This window comes from Shinella sp. WSJ-2 (assembly GCF_003432075.1).
Lineage (GTDB): Bacteria > Pseudomonadota > Alphaproteobacteria > Rhizobiales > Rhizobiaceae > Shinella.
Map to the genome: position 1 here is coordinate 478,295 of NZ_QWBU01000001.1, position 18,126 is coordinate 496,420.

14 protein-coding genes are annotated in these 18,126 nt (G+C 63.6%); 5 read left to right on the forward strand and 9 right to left on the reverse strand.

What is annotated here, in order from left to right:
- Positions 1-427 precede the first annotated feature (427 nt).
- Entirely contained in the window at positions 428-2,263 is a 1,836-nt protein-coding gene (locus tag D0Y60_RS02350) for an aminopeptidase P family protein (protein ID WP_117366522.1), read from the forward strand.
- On the opposite strand, the gene D0Y60_RS02355 is transcribed toward D0Y60_RS02350, so the two are convergent.
- The 4 genes from D0Y60_RS02355 to panC all read right to left on the reverse strand — a co-directional run bounded on the left by D0Y60_RS02355 (position 2,253) and on the right by panC (position 5,281).
- Entirely contained in the window at positions 2,253-2,567 is a 315-nt protein-coding gene (locus D0Y60_RS02355; protein ID WP_117366523.1) for an AzlD family protein, read from the reverse strand. The two genes, D0Y60_RS02350 and D0Y60_RS02355, sit on opposite strands and share 11 nt — an antisense overlap.
- Before the next feature lie 2 nt (positions 2,568-2,569).
- On the reverse strand, positions 2,570-3,301 hold the full coding sequence (locus D0Y60_RS02360; protein WP_117366524.1) for an AzlC family ABC transporter permease: 732 nt from the start codon (positions 3,299-3,301) through the stop codon (positions 2,570-2,572).
- Between the two features lie 290 nt (positions 3,302-3,591).
- Positions 3,592-4,416 carry a 3-methyl-2-oxobutanoate hydroxymethyltransferase gene (panB, locus tag D0Y60_RS02365; protein WP_117366525.1) on the reverse strand — a complete coding sequence of 275 codons (825 nt, stop codon included), beginning with the start codon at positions 4,414-4,416 and terminating at the stop codon, positions 3,592-3,594.
- A gap of 1 nt (position 4,417) precedes the next feature.
- Entirely contained in the window at positions 4,418-5,281 is an 864-nt protein-coding gene (gene panC, locus D0Y60_RS02370; protein ID WP_117367046.1) for a pantoate--beta-alanine ligase, read from the reverse strand.
- Between the two features lie 282 nt (positions 5,282-5,563).
- Here panC and D0Y60_RS02375 point away from each other — a divergent pair, with 282 nt between their 5' ends.
- The 4 genes from D0Y60_RS02375 to D0Y60_RS02390 all read left to right on the forward strand — a co-directional run bounded on the left by D0Y60_RS02375 (position 5,564) and on the right by D0Y60_RS02390 (position 10,088).
- On the forward strand, positions 5,564-7,615 hold the full coding sequence (locus tag D0Y60_RS02375; protein WP_117366526.1) for a DEAD/DEAH box helicase: 2,052 nt from the start codon (positions 5,564-5,566) through the stop codon (positions 7,613-7,615).
- Positions 7,616-7,684: 69 nt separating this feature from the next.
- Positions 7,685-8,527: a TIGR02587 family membrane protein gene (locus D0Y60_RS02380; RefSeq protein WP_117366527.1), complete on the forward strand. Its 843-nt coding sequence runs from the start codon at positions 7,685-7,687 to the stop codon at positions 8,525-8,527.
- 7 nt (positions 8,528-8,534) lie between these two features.
- A complete protein-coding gene (locus tag D0Y60_RS02385) occupies positions 8,535-8,945 on the forward strand; it encodes a TIGR02588 family protein (protein ID WP_117366528.1) in 411 nt (136 codons plus the stop codon).
- Between the two features lie 204 nt (positions 8,946-9,149).
- Positions 9,150-10,088 carry a M23 family metallopeptidase gene (locus tag D0Y60_RS02390; protein ID WP_158565372.1) on the forward strand — a complete coding sequence of 313 codons (939 nt, stop codon included), beginning with the start codon at positions 9,150-9,152 and terminating at the stop codon, positions 10,086-10,088.
- On the opposite strand, the gene ligA is transcribed toward D0Y60_RS02390, so the two are convergent.
- From ligA to ftsZ, 5 genes are all read right to left on the reverse strand, one after another.
- The gene (ligA, locus tag D0Y60_RS02395; protein ID WP_117366530.1) at positions 10,075-12,234 is read right to left on the reverse strand and encodes an NAD-dependent DNA ligase LigA; all 2,160 of its coding nucleotides are present in this window, start codon (positions 12,232-12,234) and stop codon (positions 10,075-10,077) included. The genes D0Y60_RS02390 and ligA overlap by 14 nt on opposite strands.
- A gap of 63 nt (positions 12,235-12,297) precedes the next feature.
- Positions 12,298-13,968, reverse strand: coding sequence for a DNA repair protein RecN (gene recN, locus D0Y60_RS02400; protein ID WP_117366531.1), 1,671 nt, complete (start codon positions 13,966-13,968; stop codon positions 12,298-12,300).
- 16 nt (positions 13,969-13,984) lie between these two features.
- Complete coding sequence (locus D0Y60_RS02405; protein ID WP_117366532.1) at positions 13,985-14,851, reverse strand: outer membrane protein assembly factor BamD; 867 nt, start codon at positions 14,849-14,851, stop codon at positions 13,985-13,987.
- Between the two features lie 155 nt (positions 14,852-15,006).
- Positions 15,007-15,963 (reverse strand): UDP-3-O-acyl-N-acetylglucosamine deacetylase, encoded by a 957-nt coding sequence (gene lpxC, locus D0Y60_RS02410; protein ID WP_117366533.1) that lies wholly within the window; start codon positions 15,961-15,963, stop codon positions 15,007-15,009.
- 328 nt (positions 15,964-16,291) lie between these two features.
- Positions 16,292-18,046, reverse strand: coding sequence for a cell division protein FtsZ (gene ftsZ / locus D0Y60_RS02415; protein ID WP_117366534.1), 1,755 nt, complete (start codon positions 18,044-18,046; stop codon positions 16,292-16,294).
- Positions 18,047-18,126 lie beyond the last annotated feature (80 nt).

An 18,126-nucleotide genomic window follows, 5' to 3' on the forward strand; every position in this document is an offset into this window, starting at 1 on the left:
ACCTGTCCGCGAGCTTGAGGAGGAGGAGTGCTCAAGCGGACCTATGTGTTCCGAACGCCTTCCCGGAGGAGGGAGGAGGAGTGACCAGAAAGACGTCTGATCGGAACACCTAGCATTTCGCCTTTCGGCGTTTCATATGCGATACGAAGGACTGGAGGAAGTTTCGCTTCGTTTCGCTTGAAGCGCGTTTTAAGTTCGCTTCGTTGGCGCCGCTTATAATCGATTCAGAAAATCGCGAAAGTGCTGATGCGGCATGGGTGCCATGCATAAGGTGCATAAGTCCAATATGAGACCTCTTAAGACCACCTGACGGTGTTGCCTCGCTTATCGCCATCGGCTCGCAAGGTAGCCCGGCCTCTCGCCTTTGACGCGACCCCACGATGGGCTAGATTGCCGTCACGATTCATCGCCTGAGCGGAAGCATCCCATGTTCCAGAGTTTTGACGTCACTTCCACGCCCCAGTACGGCCGCGAACGAGCGGATGCGCTGCGCGCCTCCTTCGATGCGCTGGGCATCGACGGCTTCCTCGTGCCGCGCGCCGATGAATATCAGGGTGAATATGTGCCGGCTTCGGCGGAGCGTCTGTCTTGGCTGACGGGCTTCACCGGCTCGGCGGGCGTGGCGCTCGTCATGCGCGGCCAGGCCGTGGTCTTCGTCGATGGCCGCTATGTCACGCAGCTCGCCGAACAGGTGGATGGCAGCGTCTATACCGGCGGCGATCTCGTCGGCGAGCCGCCGCATCTCTGGCTGCAGAACCATGGTCCCAAGGGCTTCCGGCTCGGCATCGATCCGTGGCTGCACACGGCGGCCGAAGTGCGCCGTCTGGAAAAGGCGCTCGCCACGCTCGGCGGCAACCTTGTCTTTTTGCCCTACAACCCGCTCGACAAGGCCTGGACGAACCGCCCAGCCGAACCGCTCGGCCGCGTCACCATCCAGGCCATCGACCATGCCGGCGAACTCGCCAGGGATAAGCTGGTCAAAATGGCGGAAGCGACGGCGAAGGCCGGCGCGGACGCACTGGCGGTCACCGACCCCTCCTCCATCGCCTGGATCTTCAACATCCGCGGCAGTGACGTGCCGCACACGCCGCATCCGCTGGCCCGCGCCATCATTCCGGCAGACGGCCGCCCCCTGCTCTTCCTCGACAAGCGCAAGACCGGCATCGAGCCCGAGGCCTATCTCACCCAGCTCGCCGATCTTCTGCCACCGGCCGATTTCGACAACCGCATCGCTGCCCTCGCCGCCGAAGGCAAGCGAATCCTGATCGACCCGGATCAGGCCCCCTTCGCGCTCGGAGAGATCGTCCGCAGCAAGGGCGGCACGCTGGTGGAAGCCGCCGACCCGGCCCGCCTGCCCCGCGCCTGCAAGAACAGCGTCGAGCTGCAAGGCTCCGCCCGCGCCCATCTTCAGGATGGTGCCGCCATGGTGGAGTTCCTCGCCTGGCTCGACGGCACCACGCCCGGCAGCCAGACGGAAATCACCGTCACGAAGAAGCTCGAGGAGGTGCGCCGCAGCGTCGGCGAGCGCCAGCAGAACCCGCTGAAGGATGTCTCCTTCGATTCGATTGCCGGTGCCGGTGCCCACGCCGCCATCATGCATTACCGCGTGACGACCGACACGGATGCTACCATCGAGCCGGGCACGATGTTCCTCATCGATTCCGGCGCGCAATATATCAACGGCACGACCGACATTACCCGCACGGTCGCCATCGGTACCGTACCGGAAGAGCAGAAGCGCTTTTTCACGCTGGTGCTGAAGGGCATGATCGGCATCAGCCTTGCCCGCTTCCCCAAGGGCACGCGCGGCTGCGACCTCGATCCGCTGGCCCGCATCGCGCTGTGGAAAGCCGGCGCCGATTTCGCGCATGGCACCGGCCATGGCGTCGGCTCCTATCTCTCGGTGCATGAAGGGCCGCAACGCATCTCACGGCTATCGACGCAGGAACTGCTGCCCGGCATGATCCTGTCGAACGAACCGGGCTATTATCGCCCCGGCGCCTTCGGCATCCGCGTCGAGAACCTTGTGCATGTCCTGCCGGCCACTGCCGTTGAAGGTGGTGATATCGACATGCTCGGCTTCGAGACGCTGACCTTCTGCCCGATCGACCGCCGCCTTGTCGTTGCAAACCTGCTGACGGACGAGGAACTGATCTGGCTCAACGCCTATCATGCCGAGACCAACGAAAAGATCGCGCCGCTCCTTTCGGACGACGCGACCAAATCCTGGCTGGCGAAGGCGACGGCTCCGATCAGCCGGTAATGACGTGACGCAGCAGCATCACCACGACCCAGCCGACGGCCAGCATCGGCAGGAGTTTCAAGCGCAGCCCCACGATAAAGGCGACCGCCATGGTGATGCTGACATCCCACCCGCCCGTGATGGCGGCCGGCGCGACCAGCGTGGTCAGCACGGCCGCCGGAACGGCGTTCAACGCCGCTTCGGCGCGCGGCGGGATGCGCTTCATGCGCGTGATGAAGACATAGCCACCGACACGCGTGAGGTAGGTCGCGACGGCACCGGCGGCGATGATCAACAGCGTCTGCATGTGGAACATGTTTTCCATGCTCATGCCTCCCCTTCCGCAACCGTGCCGGCGGGCGCCTCGTCTTCCTTGTCGAGCGGCAACAGGGCCGCGACGGCGACGCCGGCCAGGGCGCCGAGGCTGACATGCCAGGGCGAACCGACGAAATGCATCGCAAGCACCGAGCCCACGCCGGAGGCGAGCACGACCGGCAGCCAGTTCGCCCGGCTGCGGAAGCCCATCACCAGACCCATGAAATAGACCGGCAGCAGCACATCGATGCCGATCGCCTTGGGATCGCCAATCAGGTTGCCGAGCAGGCCGCCGACGACTGTCAGGCAAAGCCACGGCACATAGACGCTGAAGCCCAGCACCATCAGCCAGAGATAGCTGACGCGAATGCCGGCATCCGCCCGCCGCTCGGTTTCGGCGAATTGCGGATCGGTCAGCAGGAACAGCGAGGTCGCCTTCTGCCAGAAGGTCAGGTGCCGGATATGCGGGGCGATGGCGGCCGAATAGAGCACGTGGCGGAAGTTGACAGCGAAGATCGAGAGCACGACGAGCCACGGCGCGACATGATGATTGAAAAGCTCAACGCCGACGAGCTGGCTGGCGCCGGCATAGAGCGTCGCGCTCATCAGGGTCGCTTCGGCAACCGTCAGGCCGTTATCTATCGAAACGGCACCGAACAGCACGGCAAACGGCGATGCCGCAATGGCAACCGCGATGCCACGCCGAAAAGCGTCGCGGATTTCTTCTTTTGTATCGGGGGTCATGGGTCTGCTCTATCCTGGGATAGGCAAGCCATAGAGCAGGCATGGCCCGCCCGCAAACCAATATGGCTGATGGACCGTTCAGCGTGATTGATCGATCAGCGCCGATGCACGTCTGACGCTGATCGAGCTGACACCGTGAGCATGGGGCAAACCATCAGCCCATCCCACCACGTCATATCAGGGCTTGACCCGAGGACCCACGCGTCACGGCAGGACTGGAGATTGTGGTGTGAATCCTCGGGTCAAGCCCGAGGATGACGTTGGAGAGGAGAGCGGCCTTTGAAAGCCAATCACCCCTTCTTGAGCTGGAAGGTATGCTCCTGTGCGGGGAAGCTGCGGGCCTTCACCTCTTCCGCATAGGTCGCGAAAGCCTCGCTCATCAAAGGCGCGAGGTTGGCGAAGTGCTTGACGAAGCGCGGCTTGAAATCCGTGAAGATGCCGAGAACGTCATCCACCACCAGCACCTGGCCGTCGCAGGCGGGCGAAGCGCCGATGCCGATGGTCGGCGCCTTCACCTTGCCGGTGATTTCTCGCGCCAGCGGCTCGACCGTGCCTTCGATGACGATGGCGAAGGCGCCGGCGTCGTCGATGGCGGCGGCATCCTTGCGGATCTTCTCGACTTCCTTGTCGTTGCGGCCGAGCGAGCGGTAGCCGCCCGTCGTGTTGATGAGCTGCGGCATCAGGCCGACATGGCCGAGCACGGGAATGCCGCGCTGCGTGAGAAAATCGACCGTCTCGGCCATTTCCGCGCCGCCCTCCAGCTTGATCGCCGAACAGCCGGTTTCCTTCAGCACACGGGCGGCCGTCGCAAAGGCCTGTTCCTTGGACTGCTGGTAGGAGCCGAACGGCAGGTCGACAACCACGCAGGCATTGGACGAGCCGCGCATGACGGCCTGGCCGTGTGCGATCATCATCTCCAACGTCACGCCGACGGTGGAATCCAGCCCGTAGAGGACCATCCCGAGGCTATCGCCGACCAGCATGAAATCGACATGCGGGTCCATCAGCTTGGCGACCGGCGTCGTATAGGCAGTGAGGCTGACAATGGGGCGTTCGCCCTTCAGGGCCTTGATGTCGGACGGGGCCAGACGGCGCTTTGCGGTGTGTACGCTCATGTCACGCGACCTTCTTATTTGGGCTCAGCACCCGGTTATCGAGGAGCTTCGTGCTTCCAAAACGCACGAAAAGCAACAAAAGGACCGGCCCGTCGCCGACCGTATCGATCTCGGCCAGCGTTTCCGGATCCCTGACGGCGACGACCTCGGGCTTGGCCAGAGGCTCGCTGCGGAGGAAGGTGGTGACCTCCGCTTCGATTGATTTTGCATCGGTTTCGCCCGCCGCGATCAGACGTTCGGCCTCTTCCAGCGCGCGCGGCACGATGGCGGCGGCGGCGCGCTCTTCCGGCGAGAGATAGACATTGCGCGACGAACAGGCGAGGCCATCAGCCTCGCGTACCGTCGGCACGCCGATCACCTCGACGGGCTGGGCGAGATCGGCAACCATGCGGCGGATGATGGTGAGTTGCTGGAAATCCTTCTCGCCGAAATAGGCGCGGTCGGGACCAGCAATGTTGAAAAGCTTGGTCACGACCGTTGCGACACCGGCAAAGTGGCCGGGGCGCACGGAGCCTTCAAGCTCCGCGCCGAGCTTCGGCACGTCCACGACGGTCTCCATCGGCCGCGGATACATGTCCGCGACGCCGGGCGCGAAAAGATAGTGCACGCCCTCCGCCTCCAGCATCGCCTGGTCGCGTGCGAGATCGCGCGGATAACGCGCAAGATCCTCGTTCTGGCCGAATTGCAGCGGATTGACGAAAATGGTGGCGACGACGATGTCGTTGTCGGCGCGGGCGCGGCGCGCAAGCTCCATATGGCCGACATGAAGATAGCCCATGGTGGGCACGAGACCGATCGAGCGGCCGTCAAGTCGATGCGGCGCCAGAGCGGCGCGCAAATCCGCGATGGTGGTGAAGGTCTTCATCGGCGGCTCCTCCTTGCTCTCGCCCTCTCCCGTGGGCGACACCATCCCACGCAGCCTCTGCGGACCGCTTTCAGGGGGCGCCGTTTTCTATCTTGTGCAGCGCAAAAAGACAATCGGGAAAGACTTTTGCCCCCTATCGCTTAACCCGCTGGGCAGCATTGCATTTTGCGCACTGTACATTTTGGCCAAGGAGCAGTAGAGAGCGCGCAACACGCCCGTCATCCATGGGCTTGCAAGTGCGACGCCAGATCGTCGCTGAACCCGAATTCCGAAAGACCCCATATGACGAATTTCGACAGCCTCGCTCCGGCGATGGCAAAGGCGTTGGAAAAACGCGGCTATACCACTTTGACGCCGGTGCAGATCGCCGTCTCCGACCCCAAGATCGGCAATGCCGACGCGCTGGTTTCCGCGCAGACCGGCTCCGGCAAGACCGTCGCCTTCGGCCTGGCGCTGGCGCCGACACTGCTGAAGGGCGAAGAGCGTTTCGACCGTGCGGGAAGCCCGCTTGCCCTCGTCATCGCCCCGACGCGCGAACTGGCCATGCAGGTCAAGCGCGAGCTGGAATGGCTCTATGAAATGACCGGCGCCGTCATCGGCTCCTGCGTTGGCGGCATGGACGTGCGCAACGAGCGCCGTGCGCTGGAACGTGGTGCCCACATCATCGTCGGCACGCCCGGCCGCCTGCGCGACCACATCACGCGCGGCAATCTTGATCTCTCCGCCATCCGCGCCGTCGTGCTCGACGAAGCCGACGAGATGCTCGACCTCGGCTTCCGCGAAGATCTCGAATTCATCCTCGAGGCAGCCCCGGAAGACCGACGCACGCTGATGTTCTCGGCCACCGTACCGAAGGAAATCGCGGCGCTGGCCAAGAACTACCAGCGCGATGCCATGCGCATCTCGACAGCCGCCGAACGCGAGCAGCATGTCGACATCGAATACCGCGCGCTGCTCTGCACCCCCTCGGACCGCGAAAACGCCATCATCAACACGCTGCGCTTCTACGACGCGCAGACGGCGATCGTCTTCTGTTCGACGCGCGCGGCCGTGAACCATCTGACGGCCCGCTTTAACAATCGCGGCTTCTCGGTCGTGGCACTGTCCGGCGAACTCAGCCAGAACGAACGCACCCACGCGCTGCAGGCCATGCGCGACGGCCGCGCCCGCGTCTGCATCGCCACCGACGTCGCTGCCCGCGGCATCGACCTGCCGAACCTCGAACTTGTCGTGCATGCCGACCTGCCGACCAATCCGGATACGCTGCTGCACCGTTCCGGCCGCACCGGCCGCGCCGGGCGCAAGGGGGTCAGCGCCCTCATCGTGCCGCTCAGCGCCCGCCGCAAGGCCGAGCGCCTGTTGCAGATTGCCAATCTCAAGGCCAACTGGGCGACGCCGCCATCGGCCGAAGAGATCCTGCGCCGCGATGACGAACGCCTGCTCGCCGATGCGACGCTGACCGAAAAGATCGGCGAAGACGAGATCGAGACGATCGACGCACTTGTCGAAAAATTCGATGCCCGCCAGCTCGCTGCTGCCGTCGCACGCTATTTCAAAGCCGGCCGCTCCGCACCGGAAGACCTGGTCGAAGTCTCGCTCGAACAGCGCAAGCCGCGCGAACGCAGCAACGACGCCATCCCCGCCGAGACCAAGCGCCCGCGCGACAGCTTTGCCCGCAGCACCTGGATTTCCGTCTCCGTCGGCCGCAAGCAGCGCGCCGAGCCGCGCTGGCTGATCCCGATGCTCTGCCGCAACGGCAACATCACCAAGAACGAGATCGGCGCCATCAAGATGCAGCCGGAGGAGACCTTCATCGAGCTTTCCGCCGATGCCTCCGACGGTTTCATGGGCGCGCTTGGCCCGAACAGCATGCTGGAGCGCGGCATCCGCGTGACGGTGCTGGAAGGCATGCCGGACCTCACCCCGCAGTTCTATGAGCGTACGCCGGGCGAAAAGACCCAGCGCTACGACAAGCCGGTGCGCAACGAAGAGCGCCGCACCGACTGGAAGCCGCGCGGCGATTTCGACAAGAAGCCCGGCTTTGCCAAGAAGAAGGACTTCGACAAGAAGCGTGAGTTCGACAAGCCCGAAGGTGCGGCAGCCAAGCCGCACTGGAAGGATCGCAACGACAGCGCCGACAAGAAGCGCGAGTTCGACAAGCCTGAGGGTGCGGCAGCCAAGCCGGCGCACTGGAAGGATCGCGACGCGAGTGCTCAGAAGCCCGGCAAACCCTTCGGCGGCCCGAAGCCCTTCAAGGGCAAGCGCGACGAAAAATTCGCCAAGTCGGAAGGCGGCCCGAAGAAGCCGAAGCCCAAGAAGTTCGACCGCCCCTAAGCGGTTGGCGGCGCGGAACTTTTTGCTCCGCGCCGCATTTCCCCCGCGCTTGTTGCGAGGGGTATTGCGATGGCAGGCGAAGCCACATCCGCTGACGACACAAAAAACGAGTTCAACAGCTTCGTGACCGGCCTCGGCCGCGGCGTCGCGGGCGCCCTCTTCCTGGCGCTGCCCATGCTGATGACCATGGAAATGTGGTATCTCGGCTTCACCATCGCCCGTGAGCGGCTCCTGCTTCTGCTCCTCGTCAATATTCCCCTTCTCATCCTGCTCGCTCACCGCATCGGTTTCGAGGAGACCTTCACCTGGCGCGAGGCGGTGCGCGACGCGATCATCGCCTATGGCATTGGCATCGTTACAAGCGTCATCGTGCTCGCCGCGCTCGGACTATTGCATGCCGACATGCCGGTGAGCGAAGCCATCGCCAAGATCGCGCTGCAATCCGTGCCGGCCAGCATCGGCGCCATGCTCGGCCGCAGCCAACTCGGTCATGACGACACTGAGGGCGAAGACAAGGAAACGCCCTATCACAGCGAATTGATGATGATGGCTGCCGGCGCCCTCTTTCTATCACTCAACATCGCGCCGACCGACGAGATGATGGTGCTCGCCTACAAGATGTCGATCTGGCACGCGATCGTCGTCACCCTGCTCTCGATCACGCTCATGCATGGCTTCGTCTATGCGGTCTCCTTCATCGGTGGGCACGAGCTCGACCCGGAAACGCCGTGGTGGCACGCCTTCGTGCGCTTCACCCTACCCGGTTATGTCGTCGCCCTTGCCATCAGCGTCTTCGCACTCTGGATCTTCGAGCGGCTGGGCGACAGCTCGGCCGTCGAGATTATGCTGTCCGTCATCGTTCTCGGCTTCCCGGCGTCGCTGGGTGCCGCCGCCGCGCGCCTGATTCTCTGAGGCTTTCATGACCAAATCCGAACAGGGCCATCACCGTGAGCGCCAGGATCCACACTGGATCGAATGGCTGACGGGCATCGTTTCCGCGTTGCTTGTCGCCGCGATGCACGGCTGGCTGACCTGGGAGGCCTTTACCCGCGCGCCGACGCCACCGGATCTCGTCGTGACCGTGCTGACGGTGGAAAAGACCACGGCGGGCCACCGCGTCGCCTTCGACATCTATAACACCGCAACGACGACGGCAGCGGCAGTGACCGTCGTCGGACGATTGAGGGAGGGCAACCGGGTGATCGAGGAAAACGACGTGACGTTCGACTATGTCGCGGCGGAATCCAAATCGGCTGGTGCGATCCTCTTTCAGAACGACCCGGCGGGCCGAACAGTCGATATTCAACCCGCTGGCTACACCGATCCCTGAAGTGATTTCCGACAAAAACGCGCAGCGATTTTATGCTCGAAATTTCGTGAAAACAAAGGGATAGAGCGGCTTTTCGATTCAGGAAAAAGCGCGAATGCTTTCGAAAACGCCGATAAGCTGTGGAAGAGACTCCAGAAACGGAACCAATTTCACTGGTGGGGATTGAGCAGCAACAAACGTCCGTGTCCGGCGATGAGAATGGGCATGGCTGATCCTGAAGGTCTATCGATGGAACTGCCGCTGCTCATCCTGCTGACGACCCAGATTGCTCTTCCAATCTTCTTCCTGCTGTGGCTCTGGATGCCGCAGCCGGCCGACAGGTTGGGATGGCTGATGCGCGTCGTCTATGGCGCCTGCTACTTCGCCTTCATCACCGTGATTAGCCGCTGGGATTTCCTGAGCACGGTGCTGGAAGTGGCGCTGCCGATCATCTTTATCATTTCCGCCATTCTCGCCTACGGACGTGTGCGTCACCGCCCTTGGAACCGCTCGACATCTATCATGCGCACCCACGGTTTCACGGCTGCGATGGCCGTGTTCTTCCTGGCGCTGACGGCGCGGGCGCTCTCGGGTTACGGCTATCAGGAGACCGCTGTCGAGCTGGAATTCCCCTTTGCAGCAGGCACTTATTATATCGGCCAGGGCGGCAGCACGGCGTCGATCAATTATCACCACGCAGACAGGAGCCAACGCTATGCGCTCGACATCGTCGCGCTCAACGACTTTGGCGCACGAGCTTCCGGCGTGATGCCCGGGAACCTTGCCGGTTATTTTGCCTATGACCGCGCGGTGAAAAGCCCCTGCGCCGGCGTTGCCATTTCCGCCCATGACGGTATCGACGACAACAGGATTTCCGAAACCAACACGCAGGAACCAGCGGGCAACCATATCGTGCTTGCCTGCGGTTCGGCGCGCGTGCTGCTCGCCCATCTGCGCAAGGGTTCGATTGCCGTACAAGGCGGCGAACTGGTCACCGCTGGCGAAACGCTCGCTCGCGTCGGTAATTCCGGGAATTCATCCGAGCCGCACCTGCACATGCATGCCTATCTCGGCGGAAAGCTGGATTACAACGCCGGAAAAGGCGTACCGATGACCTTCAGCGGCCGTTTCCTCGTGCGTGGTTCGACCGTCACGATCCCTTGATCAGCTCGAACCAGCCATCCTCGTCGATCACCTCGACGTTGAACTCCTTGGCCTTGTCGAGCTTTGAGCCGGCGCCGGGGCCGGCCACGACGAGATCGGTCTTCTTCGAAACGGACCCCGCGACCTTCGCGCCCAGCCGTTCCGCCATCGCCTTCGCCTCGTCACGTGTCATCTTCTCCAGCGAACCGGTGAAGACCACCGTCTTGCCGGCGACGGGGCTCGAGGTCGCAACGACCGCCTGGGCCGCTTCCGGCGTCACTTCATGAAGCAGCCGGTCGATCACATCGACATTGCGCGGCTCCTTGTAGAACTCCACCATCGCACGGGCGACGACCTCGCCGATGCCGTCGATGCTGTTGAGTTCGGTCCAGGCCTCTCCCGAGAGCGAGACGGAAGCTTTCATCGCCTCCTCGAAGGCGGCGTAGGTTCCATAGGCGCGTGCCAGAAGCTTGGCATTGGTCTCGCCGACGTGGCGGATGCCGAGTGCGTAGATGAAGCGGTTCAGCGCGATCGAACGGCGGGCGTCGATCGCGTCGTAGAGTTTGCGTACACTCACCTTGCCGAAGCCGTCGATGTTTTCGAGTTTGGTCAGCGAGCCCGCCTGCCGCTTTTCCAGCGTGAAGATGTCGGGTGCCGTACGGATCGTCAACGACGGATCCTCCGCCTCGAAGAAGAAATCGATCTGCTTGGAGCCGAGGCCCTCGATATCGAAGGCATTGCGCGAAACGAAATGCTTCAGGTGCTCCACCGCCTGCGCGCGGCAGACGAAGCCGCCGGTGCAGCGCGTGACGGAATCGAGCCGGCCAGTCTTCTCGTTGCGCTCGCGCACCGCATGGCTGCCGCAGACCGGGCAGGTTTTCGGGAATTCGTAGCGCGTGGCGTCCGCAGGGCGCTTCTCCATCACCACGTCGAGCACCTGCGGGATCACATCGCCCGCGCGCTGCACGATGACCGTATCGCCGATGCGGATGTCGTGATCTTCGGCGCGGATACGCTCGCCGCTATTGCCGATGCCTTCGATATAGTCCGCATTGTGCAGCGTCGCATTGGTGACAACGACGCCGCCGACCGTGACGGGCGTCAGGCGCGCTACCGGGGTCAACGCGCCGGTACGGCCGACCTGGATGTCGATCTTCTCGACGATGGTGAAGGCCTGCTCGGCCGGGAACTTGTGCGCCGTCGCCCAGCGCGGCGAGCGGGAGCGGAAGCCGAGGCGTTCCTGCAGCGCGAGTTCGTCCACCTTGTAAACGACGCCGTCGATATCGTAATCGAGGTCCGGGCGGGCCAGACCGATCTCGCGATAATGCGCGATGATATCCTCGACGCGCGACAGTCGCTGCGTCATCGGATTGACCGGGAAACCCCAGGATTTTAGCACCTCGATCATGCCGAACTGGGTATCGGCCGGCATCTGGGTCATCTCGCCCCAGGCATAGGCGAAAAAGCGCAGCTTGCGGCTCGCCGTCACCGAGGCATCGAGCTGGCGCAGCGAGCCCGCCGCCGTGTTGCGCGGATTGACATAGGTCTGCTTGCCCTCCGCCGCCATCTTCTCGTTCAGCGCGAGAAAATCGCTCTTGGCCATATAGACCTCGCCGCGCACCTCGACGACCTCGGGCACGCCAGCCGGCAGCCGATTCGGGATTTCGGCGATGGTCTGCACATTGGCTGTGACATTCTCGCCGGTGGTACCGTCGCCGCGCGTGGCAGCGGTCACGAGGCGCCCGTTCTCGTAGCGGATCGACATGGAAAGGCCGTCGATCTTCGGCTCGGCGGTAAAGGCGATGGAATCATCGGGCAGGCGACCGAGGAAACGATAAACCGAGGCAACGAAATCCCGTACGTCTTCGTCGGAAAACGTGTTGTCGAGCGACAGCATCGGCCGGGAATGGGTGATCGGCGCGAAGGTGGCAAGTGGTGCGGAACCGACCCGGCGCGACGGGCTGTCATCGCGCACCAGAGCAGGAAAACGGGCCTCGATCTCCTCGTTGCGCCGCTTCAGCGCATCGTAGTCGGCATCCGAAATCTCCGGCGCGTCCTGCCCGTGATAGAGCTCGTCATTGCGCGCGATTTCCGCCGCCAGAAAGGCAAGCTCGGCCGCGGCCTCGTCTTCGGTCAAGGTTTCGACAGGGGTTTTCGCGTTCGCCATGACATGCTCCGGGATCCGCATCCGTTTTTAGAGAAAAGCTAACGAAAGGAAAGATGGAGACCGTTACGTCCCCCCCGAAAGAAGCCGTGCGGCGGCGGCACGCGCTTCGTCGGTCACGGATGCACCGGCCAGCATTCGGGCGATCTCTTCGGTGCGGGCGCCCTCGTCCATGCGGGCGACGCGCGTGGCGACGGTTTCGCTGCCCTCGACCGGTCCCTTGGAGATGAGGAGATGCGTGGCAGCACGCGCGGCGACCTGGGGCGCGTGGGTGACGGAGAGCACCTGCACCGTCGAGGACAGGCGCTTCAGCCGCTGACCGATGGCATCGGCCACAGCGCCGCCGACGCCGGTGTCGATTTCGTCGAAGACGAGCGTCGGGGCCGAGCCTCGATCGGCCAGCGCGACCTTGAGCGCCAGCAGGAAGCGGGAAAGCTCGCCGCCCGAGGCGACCTTCATGATCGGGCCGGGACGTGTGCCGGGATTGGTCTGGACGTGGAATTCGACCGTGTCGATCCCCTCCTCCGCCCCGCCATCGGGGTCAGTGGCGATCTCGACGGTGAAGCGCGCGCGCTCCAGCTTCAGTGCCGGCAGCTCGGCCATCACGGCGGCGGCGAGCGCAACAGCGGTGTGGTGCCGCCTTTCGGAAAGCGACTTGGCGGAGATTTCGAAGGCGGCGCGCGCTTCCGTCAGCCGCGCCTGCAACTGCACCAGCTTCTCCTCACCGGCATCGAGATCCGCCAGGTCGGCGATCATCTTGGCGGCAAGCGCGGGAAGACCGGTGACGGGAACGGAATATTTGCGGGCGGCGGCACGCAGCGCAAACAGCCGCTCCTCCGTGCGCTCCAACTCCTTGGGGTCGTATTCCGTCTTGCGCAACGCCGTCTCGACAGCCATCTGCGCATCGGACAGCTGGTTCAGCGCCAGATCGAGCAGTTCGACGGTTTCTTCGAGCAGGCCGGGCGCCTCGTGGCTCTTGCGCTCCAGCCGGCGCACGAGGGCGGCAATCAGCGGCACAGGCGATGCGCTGCCGTTCAGGAATTCGCTCGCCTCGTTGATGTCACCGGCGATACGCTCGGCCTTCATCATGCGGGCACGCACCTCTGCAAGCGCATCCTCCTCGCCATCCTGCGGCGAGAGCACTTCCAGCTCCTCGACAGACGAGCGCAGATAGTCCGCCTCGCGGGCGGCCGCCTCCACTTTCTCGCGGTGTCGGCGCAATGTGCGCTCGGCTTCCTTCCAGTGATGATAGAGCGTGCCGACATCGGCCGCCGCCTCGCTCAAGCCGCCGAAGGCGTCGAGCAGCAGGCGGTGCGCATCGGTATCGACCAGCGCGCGGTCGTCATGCTGGCCGTGGATTTCCACAAGCAGCTGTCCGGCCTGGCGCATGAGTTGTACGGAGACCGGCTGGTCGTTGACATAAGCCTTGGTGCGACCGTCGGCGGATTGCTGGCGGCGGAAAATGAGATCGCCGTCGTCGTCGATGCCGTTGTCACGCAGCAGCGCACGCGCCGCATGCGTCATCGGCACGTCGAAGACCGCCGTCACCTGGCCGCGTTCGATGCCATGGCGCACCAGCGAGCCGTCGCCGCGCCCGCCGAGCGCCAGCGAGAGACTGTCGAGAAGAATGGATTTGCCGGCGCCCGTCTCACCCGTCAGCACGGAGAGACCAGGCTCGAACGCAAGGTCGAGCCGTTCGATCAGGACGATATCGCGGATCGATAGCTGCGCCAGCATGGCAGGTGCTCTTGGTTCAGGCGCCGATCAGCTTCTTGCCGGCGCGCGAAATCCAGGAACCGTTGTTCTCACGCGGCTCCAGGCCCTTCGACTGCAGCAGCTTGTAGCTGTCGGCATACCACTGGCTGTCCGGATAGTTATGGCCGAGAACGGCGGCCGCCGTCTGCGCTTCGCTTGCGAGACCCATCGCATAATAGGTCTCGACGAGACGGGCTAGCGCTTCCTCGATCTGGTTGGTCATCGGATAGGTTTCGACGACCACACGGAACCGGCTGACGGCCGCGATGAATTCCTTGCGCTCGAGATAGTAGCGGCCGATCTGCATTTCCTTGCCGGCGAGCTGGTCTCGGGCGAAACGCATCTTGGCCTGGGCGTCCTCGACATATTCCGAGTTCGGATAATTATCGACGACGGCCTTCATCGCTTCGAGCGTCTGCTGCGAGGTGCGCTGGTCCTGTGTCACGCTCGGGATCTGCTTCCAGTAGGACAGGCCGATGATGTACTGCGCGTAGGCCGCGTCCTGCGATTCCGGATAGAGGTTCAGGTAGCGCTTGCCGGCGGTGATCGCCTCTTCATAGGCACCCTGGCGGTAGCTGGTGAACGCGCTCATCACGAGCGCCTTGCGCGCCTGATCGGAGAACGGGTTCTGCCGGTCGACGGCCGCGAACTTGCGGTTCGCCTCGCCCACCTTGCCGGCCTGCAGGTTCGCCAGGCCCTGATTGTAGAGCGTATCGGCGGATTCCGTCTCGCCTGATAGTTTCGTGATATCGATGTCGGGATCAGACTGGCAGGCAGAAAGACCAATCGAAGACGCCGTAGCGACAAGCGTAAGATAGACAATGCGCGCCGTCTTCTTCACACCAACAGACCCTGCAACAACCATGTGATAATCCCAGTTCAACGGCGCCCCATGCGGACGGGCCGCATATGCGCCCCGCGTTGTATCTCCAAAAGCGTGAAGATCGCAACGCCATGCCCACGCATTAACGCATTTTTATGGCATTCGTGTCGGGAAAGAAGACGGAATGCGGCACGGCCTCAAAGAGACCAGGGCGCAAATTCCGGTGCGTTGACGGCGATCAGCTCCCGCTGGCCGGCACGCGAACGCGGTGCAGCGGCTTCGACAACCTCATAGGCCGAGCGGTCGCTGAGCAGCGCCTTGAGGGCATGCGCATTCATCTTGTGGCCGCCGCGGTAGGAGCGGTAGCAGCCGATGAACTGCGCACCGGCAAGCGCCAGATCACCGACGGCATCGAGCGTCTTGTGGCGCACGAACTCGTCCTTTGCGTAGCGCAGGCCTTCGACATTGATCACGGTGTTGTCATCGGAGATGACGACCGAGTTCTCCAGCGAGGAGCCGAGTGCCAGGCCGGCGGCCCAGAGACGCTCGACATCCCGCATGAAGCCGAAGGTGCGGGCGCGCGACAGCTCGCTGCGGAAGGTGGCGGGCGAAAGATCGCCCTTCCAGGACTGGCGGCCGATGAGCGGGCAGTCGAAATCGATCTCGACCTCGAATCGCGTGCCGTCATAAGGCGAGAACTCAGCCCAGGAGGCGCCGGCCTCGACGCGGACAGGCTTGATGATTCGGATGTAACGGCGCTTTACGGCGAGCGGGATCAGGCCCACCTCATCGATTGCCTCGATGAAGGGCGCGGAGCTGCCGTCCATGATCGGCATTTCGGCACCGTTGACCTCGATCAGCGTGTTGTCGAGGCCAAGCGCGTAGAGCGCGGCCATGACGTGCTCGACGGTTGCTATCGAGGTAGCCGGAGAAAAGCCGAGCACGGTGCAGAGATCGGTGCTGCCGACCTGGGAGGAGACTGCACGGTATTCGCTGACGGTACCGTCGGCGAACTGACGCTGAAAGACGATGCCGCTGTCGGCTTCGGCCGGATTGAAGGTGATCGAGACCGGCACGCCGGAATGCACGCCCGTGCCGGAAATCGTCACCGGGCTTGCAATCGTGGTCTGAAAACCGAGCATCGTCATGTGCATTCGCCTCGTCTTGTTGCCGGCTCATTCTTCGCCGACACTTTCAGTTTCGGGCCCAAGGGAGTCCTTTGGCCGGACGCCTTGCGCCCGCCGACAAAGTTTGCCTGATCGTCTGGAGTGGCTTGATGCGCTCCGGCTTCCTGCCGGCGATCCGAATCCTGACTGGCCCCTGTGCCTAACCTAAATCTAGTAGGTCCCTCAGCGTCTTACAAATCACTGTTTCTTTCGCTTTGTTACGGTTTTATTCGACGCGTAAGCCATTGAGATAAAACCGAAAACAAAAATGCCCGGATCTAGATCCGGGCATTTCGTTACCAAGCCGTGCGCGGCCTCAATTCGACTGGCGGCGCAGGAAGGCCGGAATTTCCAGCTGGTCTTCCTCGTGCAGCGAACGCGGCTGCGGATTGGCGCGGCCGTGATCGTCGAGCTGGCCGCGACGCGGTGCGTAGAGGCTGGCTTCCGGCGACAGCGCGCGGCGCTGCTGCTGGGCTACCGGCTCCTGCTGCACGGGCTGCTGCGGCTCTTCATGACGGCCGAGCGACGAGGTCAGGCGCTTGAGGAGACCCATCGGGCCGCGCTCTTCGCTGTGGGTCGCCACCGGCTGCTGGGCCGAACGATGATCGATTTCAGCCTGCACGACCGGCGGGAAGTCCTCGATCTTCGGCATGCGCATGGTCTGCGGCTCCTGACGGATGATCGGAGCGGCGGGCTCGACGCGCTGCTGCAGAACCGGAGCGGCCTGCTGCACCGGCTGCTGGACCGGAGCGACGCGCTGGACAACCGGTGCTTCGGCCGGAGCCGAGAACAGGCGGTTCTGCAGGCGCGGCTCTTCCTGAACCTGGGCGACCGGCTGGGCCTGTACCGGGCGGCTTGCCGGAATGGCCAGCTCGCGTTCGAGGCTTTCTTCCGAAGCGCGGATGGCTTCGGCGATCGGATCGACGACCGGCTGCTGGGCAACCGGCTGCTGCAGCACGGGCTGCGGCTGCTGGGCGACCGGCTGGGGCTGCGGGGCGACGGCGACCGGCTGAGCCTGCGGCTGGACCGGAACGGCGGCGGACGGACGAACTACCGGCTTGCTGAGGCTGCGAAAGTCAGCATTCCGTGCAGCCACCTCCGAGGCCGCGCGATCGATACCGGTTGCAACAACGGAAACGCGGATCAGGCCTTCGAGCTCTTCATCGAAGGTAGCACCGAGAATGATGTTTGCGTCCGGATCGACTTCCTCGCGGATACGGGTTGCCGCTTCGTCGACTTCGAAGAGGGTGAGGTCGCGACCGCCGGTGATGGAGATCAGCAGGCCCTGTGCGCCCTTCATCGAGGTTTCGTCGAGCAGCGGGTTAGCGATGGCGGCTTCGGCAGCGGCCATTGCGCGGCCTTCGCCCGATGCTTCGCCCGTGCCCATCATGGCGCGGCCCATCTCGCGCATCACCGAGCGGACGTCGGCGAAGTCGAGGTTGATGAGGCCTTCCTTGACCATGAGGTCGGTGATGCATGCAACGCCCGAGTACAGAACCTGGTCGGCCATCGCGAAGGCGTCGGCGAACGTGGTCTTGTCGTTGGCGATGCGGAAGAGGTTCTGGTTCGGGATGACGATGAGCGTGTCGACCGACTTCTGCAGTTCCTGGATGCCTTCTTCGGCCAGACGCATGCGGCGGCCGCCTTCGAAGTGGAACGGCTTGGTGACGACACCGACCGTCAGGATGCCCTTGTTGCGGGCAGCCTGGGCAACCACCGGAGCCGCGCCCGTGCCCGTGCCGCCGCCCATGCCGGCGGTAACGAAGCACATGTGGGTGCCGTTCAGGTGATCGATGATCTCGTCGATGCACTCTTCGGCAGCGGCGCGGCCGACTTCCGGCTGCGAACCGGCGCCGAGGCCTTCCGTGACGGCGACACCCATCTGGATGATCCGCGAAGCCTTGGTCATGGTCAGCGCCTGAGCGTCGGTGTTGGCAACGACGAAGTCGACGCCTTCCAGGCCCGCGGTGATCATGTTGTTGACGGCGTTGCCGCCACCGCCACCGACGCCGAAGACGGTGATGCGGGGCTTCAGCTCGGTGATGTCCGGCTTCTGGAGCTTGATAGTCATTGCAGTGTTCCTTTCGTTTCCGGCCGCTTCGCCCAGCCGGTCTATTCCCAAAACTCAGTTGTCGGTCTTTCCCGGCACTC

What these genes read in the sequence shown, in the direction of transcription:
- D0Y60_RS02350 (WP_117366522.1), top strand. Translation starts at nt 428, where the DNA reads ATGTTCCAGAGTTTTGACGTCACTTCCACGCCCCAGTACGGCCGCGAA.
- D0Y60_RS02355 (WP_117366523.1), bottom strand. Translation starts at nt 2,567, where the DNA reads ATGGAAAACATGTTCCACATGCAGACGCTGTTGATCATCGCCGCCGGT.
- D0Y60_RS02360 (WP_117366524.1), bottom strand. Translation starts at nt 3,301, where the DNA reads ATGACCCCCGATACAAAAGAAGAAATCCGCGACGCTTTTCGGCGTGGC.
- panB (WP_117366525.1), bottom strand. Translation starts at nt 4,416, where the DNA reads ATGAGCGTACACACCGCAAAGCGCCGTCTGGCCCCGTCCGACATCAAG.
- panC (WP_117367046.1), bottom strand. Translation starts at nt 5,281, where the DNA reads ATGAAGACCTTCACCACCATCGCGGATTTGCGCGCCGCTCTGGCGCCG.
- D0Y60_RS02375 (WP_117366526.1), top strand. Translation starts at nt 5,564, where the DNA reads ATGACGAATTTCGACAGCCTCGCTCCGGCGATGGCAAAGGCGTTGGAA.
- D0Y60_RS02380 (WP_117366527.1), top strand. Translation starts at nt 7,685, where the DNA reads ATGGCAGGCGAAGCCACATCCGCTGACGACACAAAAAACGAGTTCAAC.
- D0Y60_RS02385 (WP_117366528.1), top strand. Translation starts at nt 8,535, where the DNA reads ATGACCAAATCCGAACAGGGCCATCACCGTGAGCGCCAGGATCCACAC.
- D0Y60_RS02390 (WP_158565372.1), top strand. Translation starts at nt 9,150, where the DNA reads ATGGCTGATCCTGAAGGTCTATCGATGGAACTGCCGCTGCTCATCCTG.
- ligA (WP_117366530.1), bottom strand. Translation starts at nt 12,234, where the DNA reads ATGGCGAACGCGAAAACCCCTGTCGAAACCTTGACCGAAGACGAGGCC.
- recN (WP_117366531.1), bottom strand. Translation starts at nt 13,968, where the DNA reads ATGCTGGCGCAGCTATCGATCCGCGATATCGTCCTGATCGAACGGCTC.
- D0Y60_RS02405 (WP_117366532.1), bottom strand. Translation starts at nt 14,851, where the DNA reads ATGGTTGTTGCAGGGTCTGTTGGTGTGAAGAAGACGGCGCGCATTGTC.
- lpxC (WP_117366533.1), bottom strand. Translation starts at nt 15,963, where the DNA reads ATGCACATGACGATGCTCGGTTTTCAGACCACGATTGCAAGCCCGGTG.
- ftsZ (WP_117366534.1), bottom strand. Translation starts at nt 18,046, where the DNA reads ATGACTATCAAGCTCCAGAAGCCGGACATCACCGAGCTGAAGCCCCGC.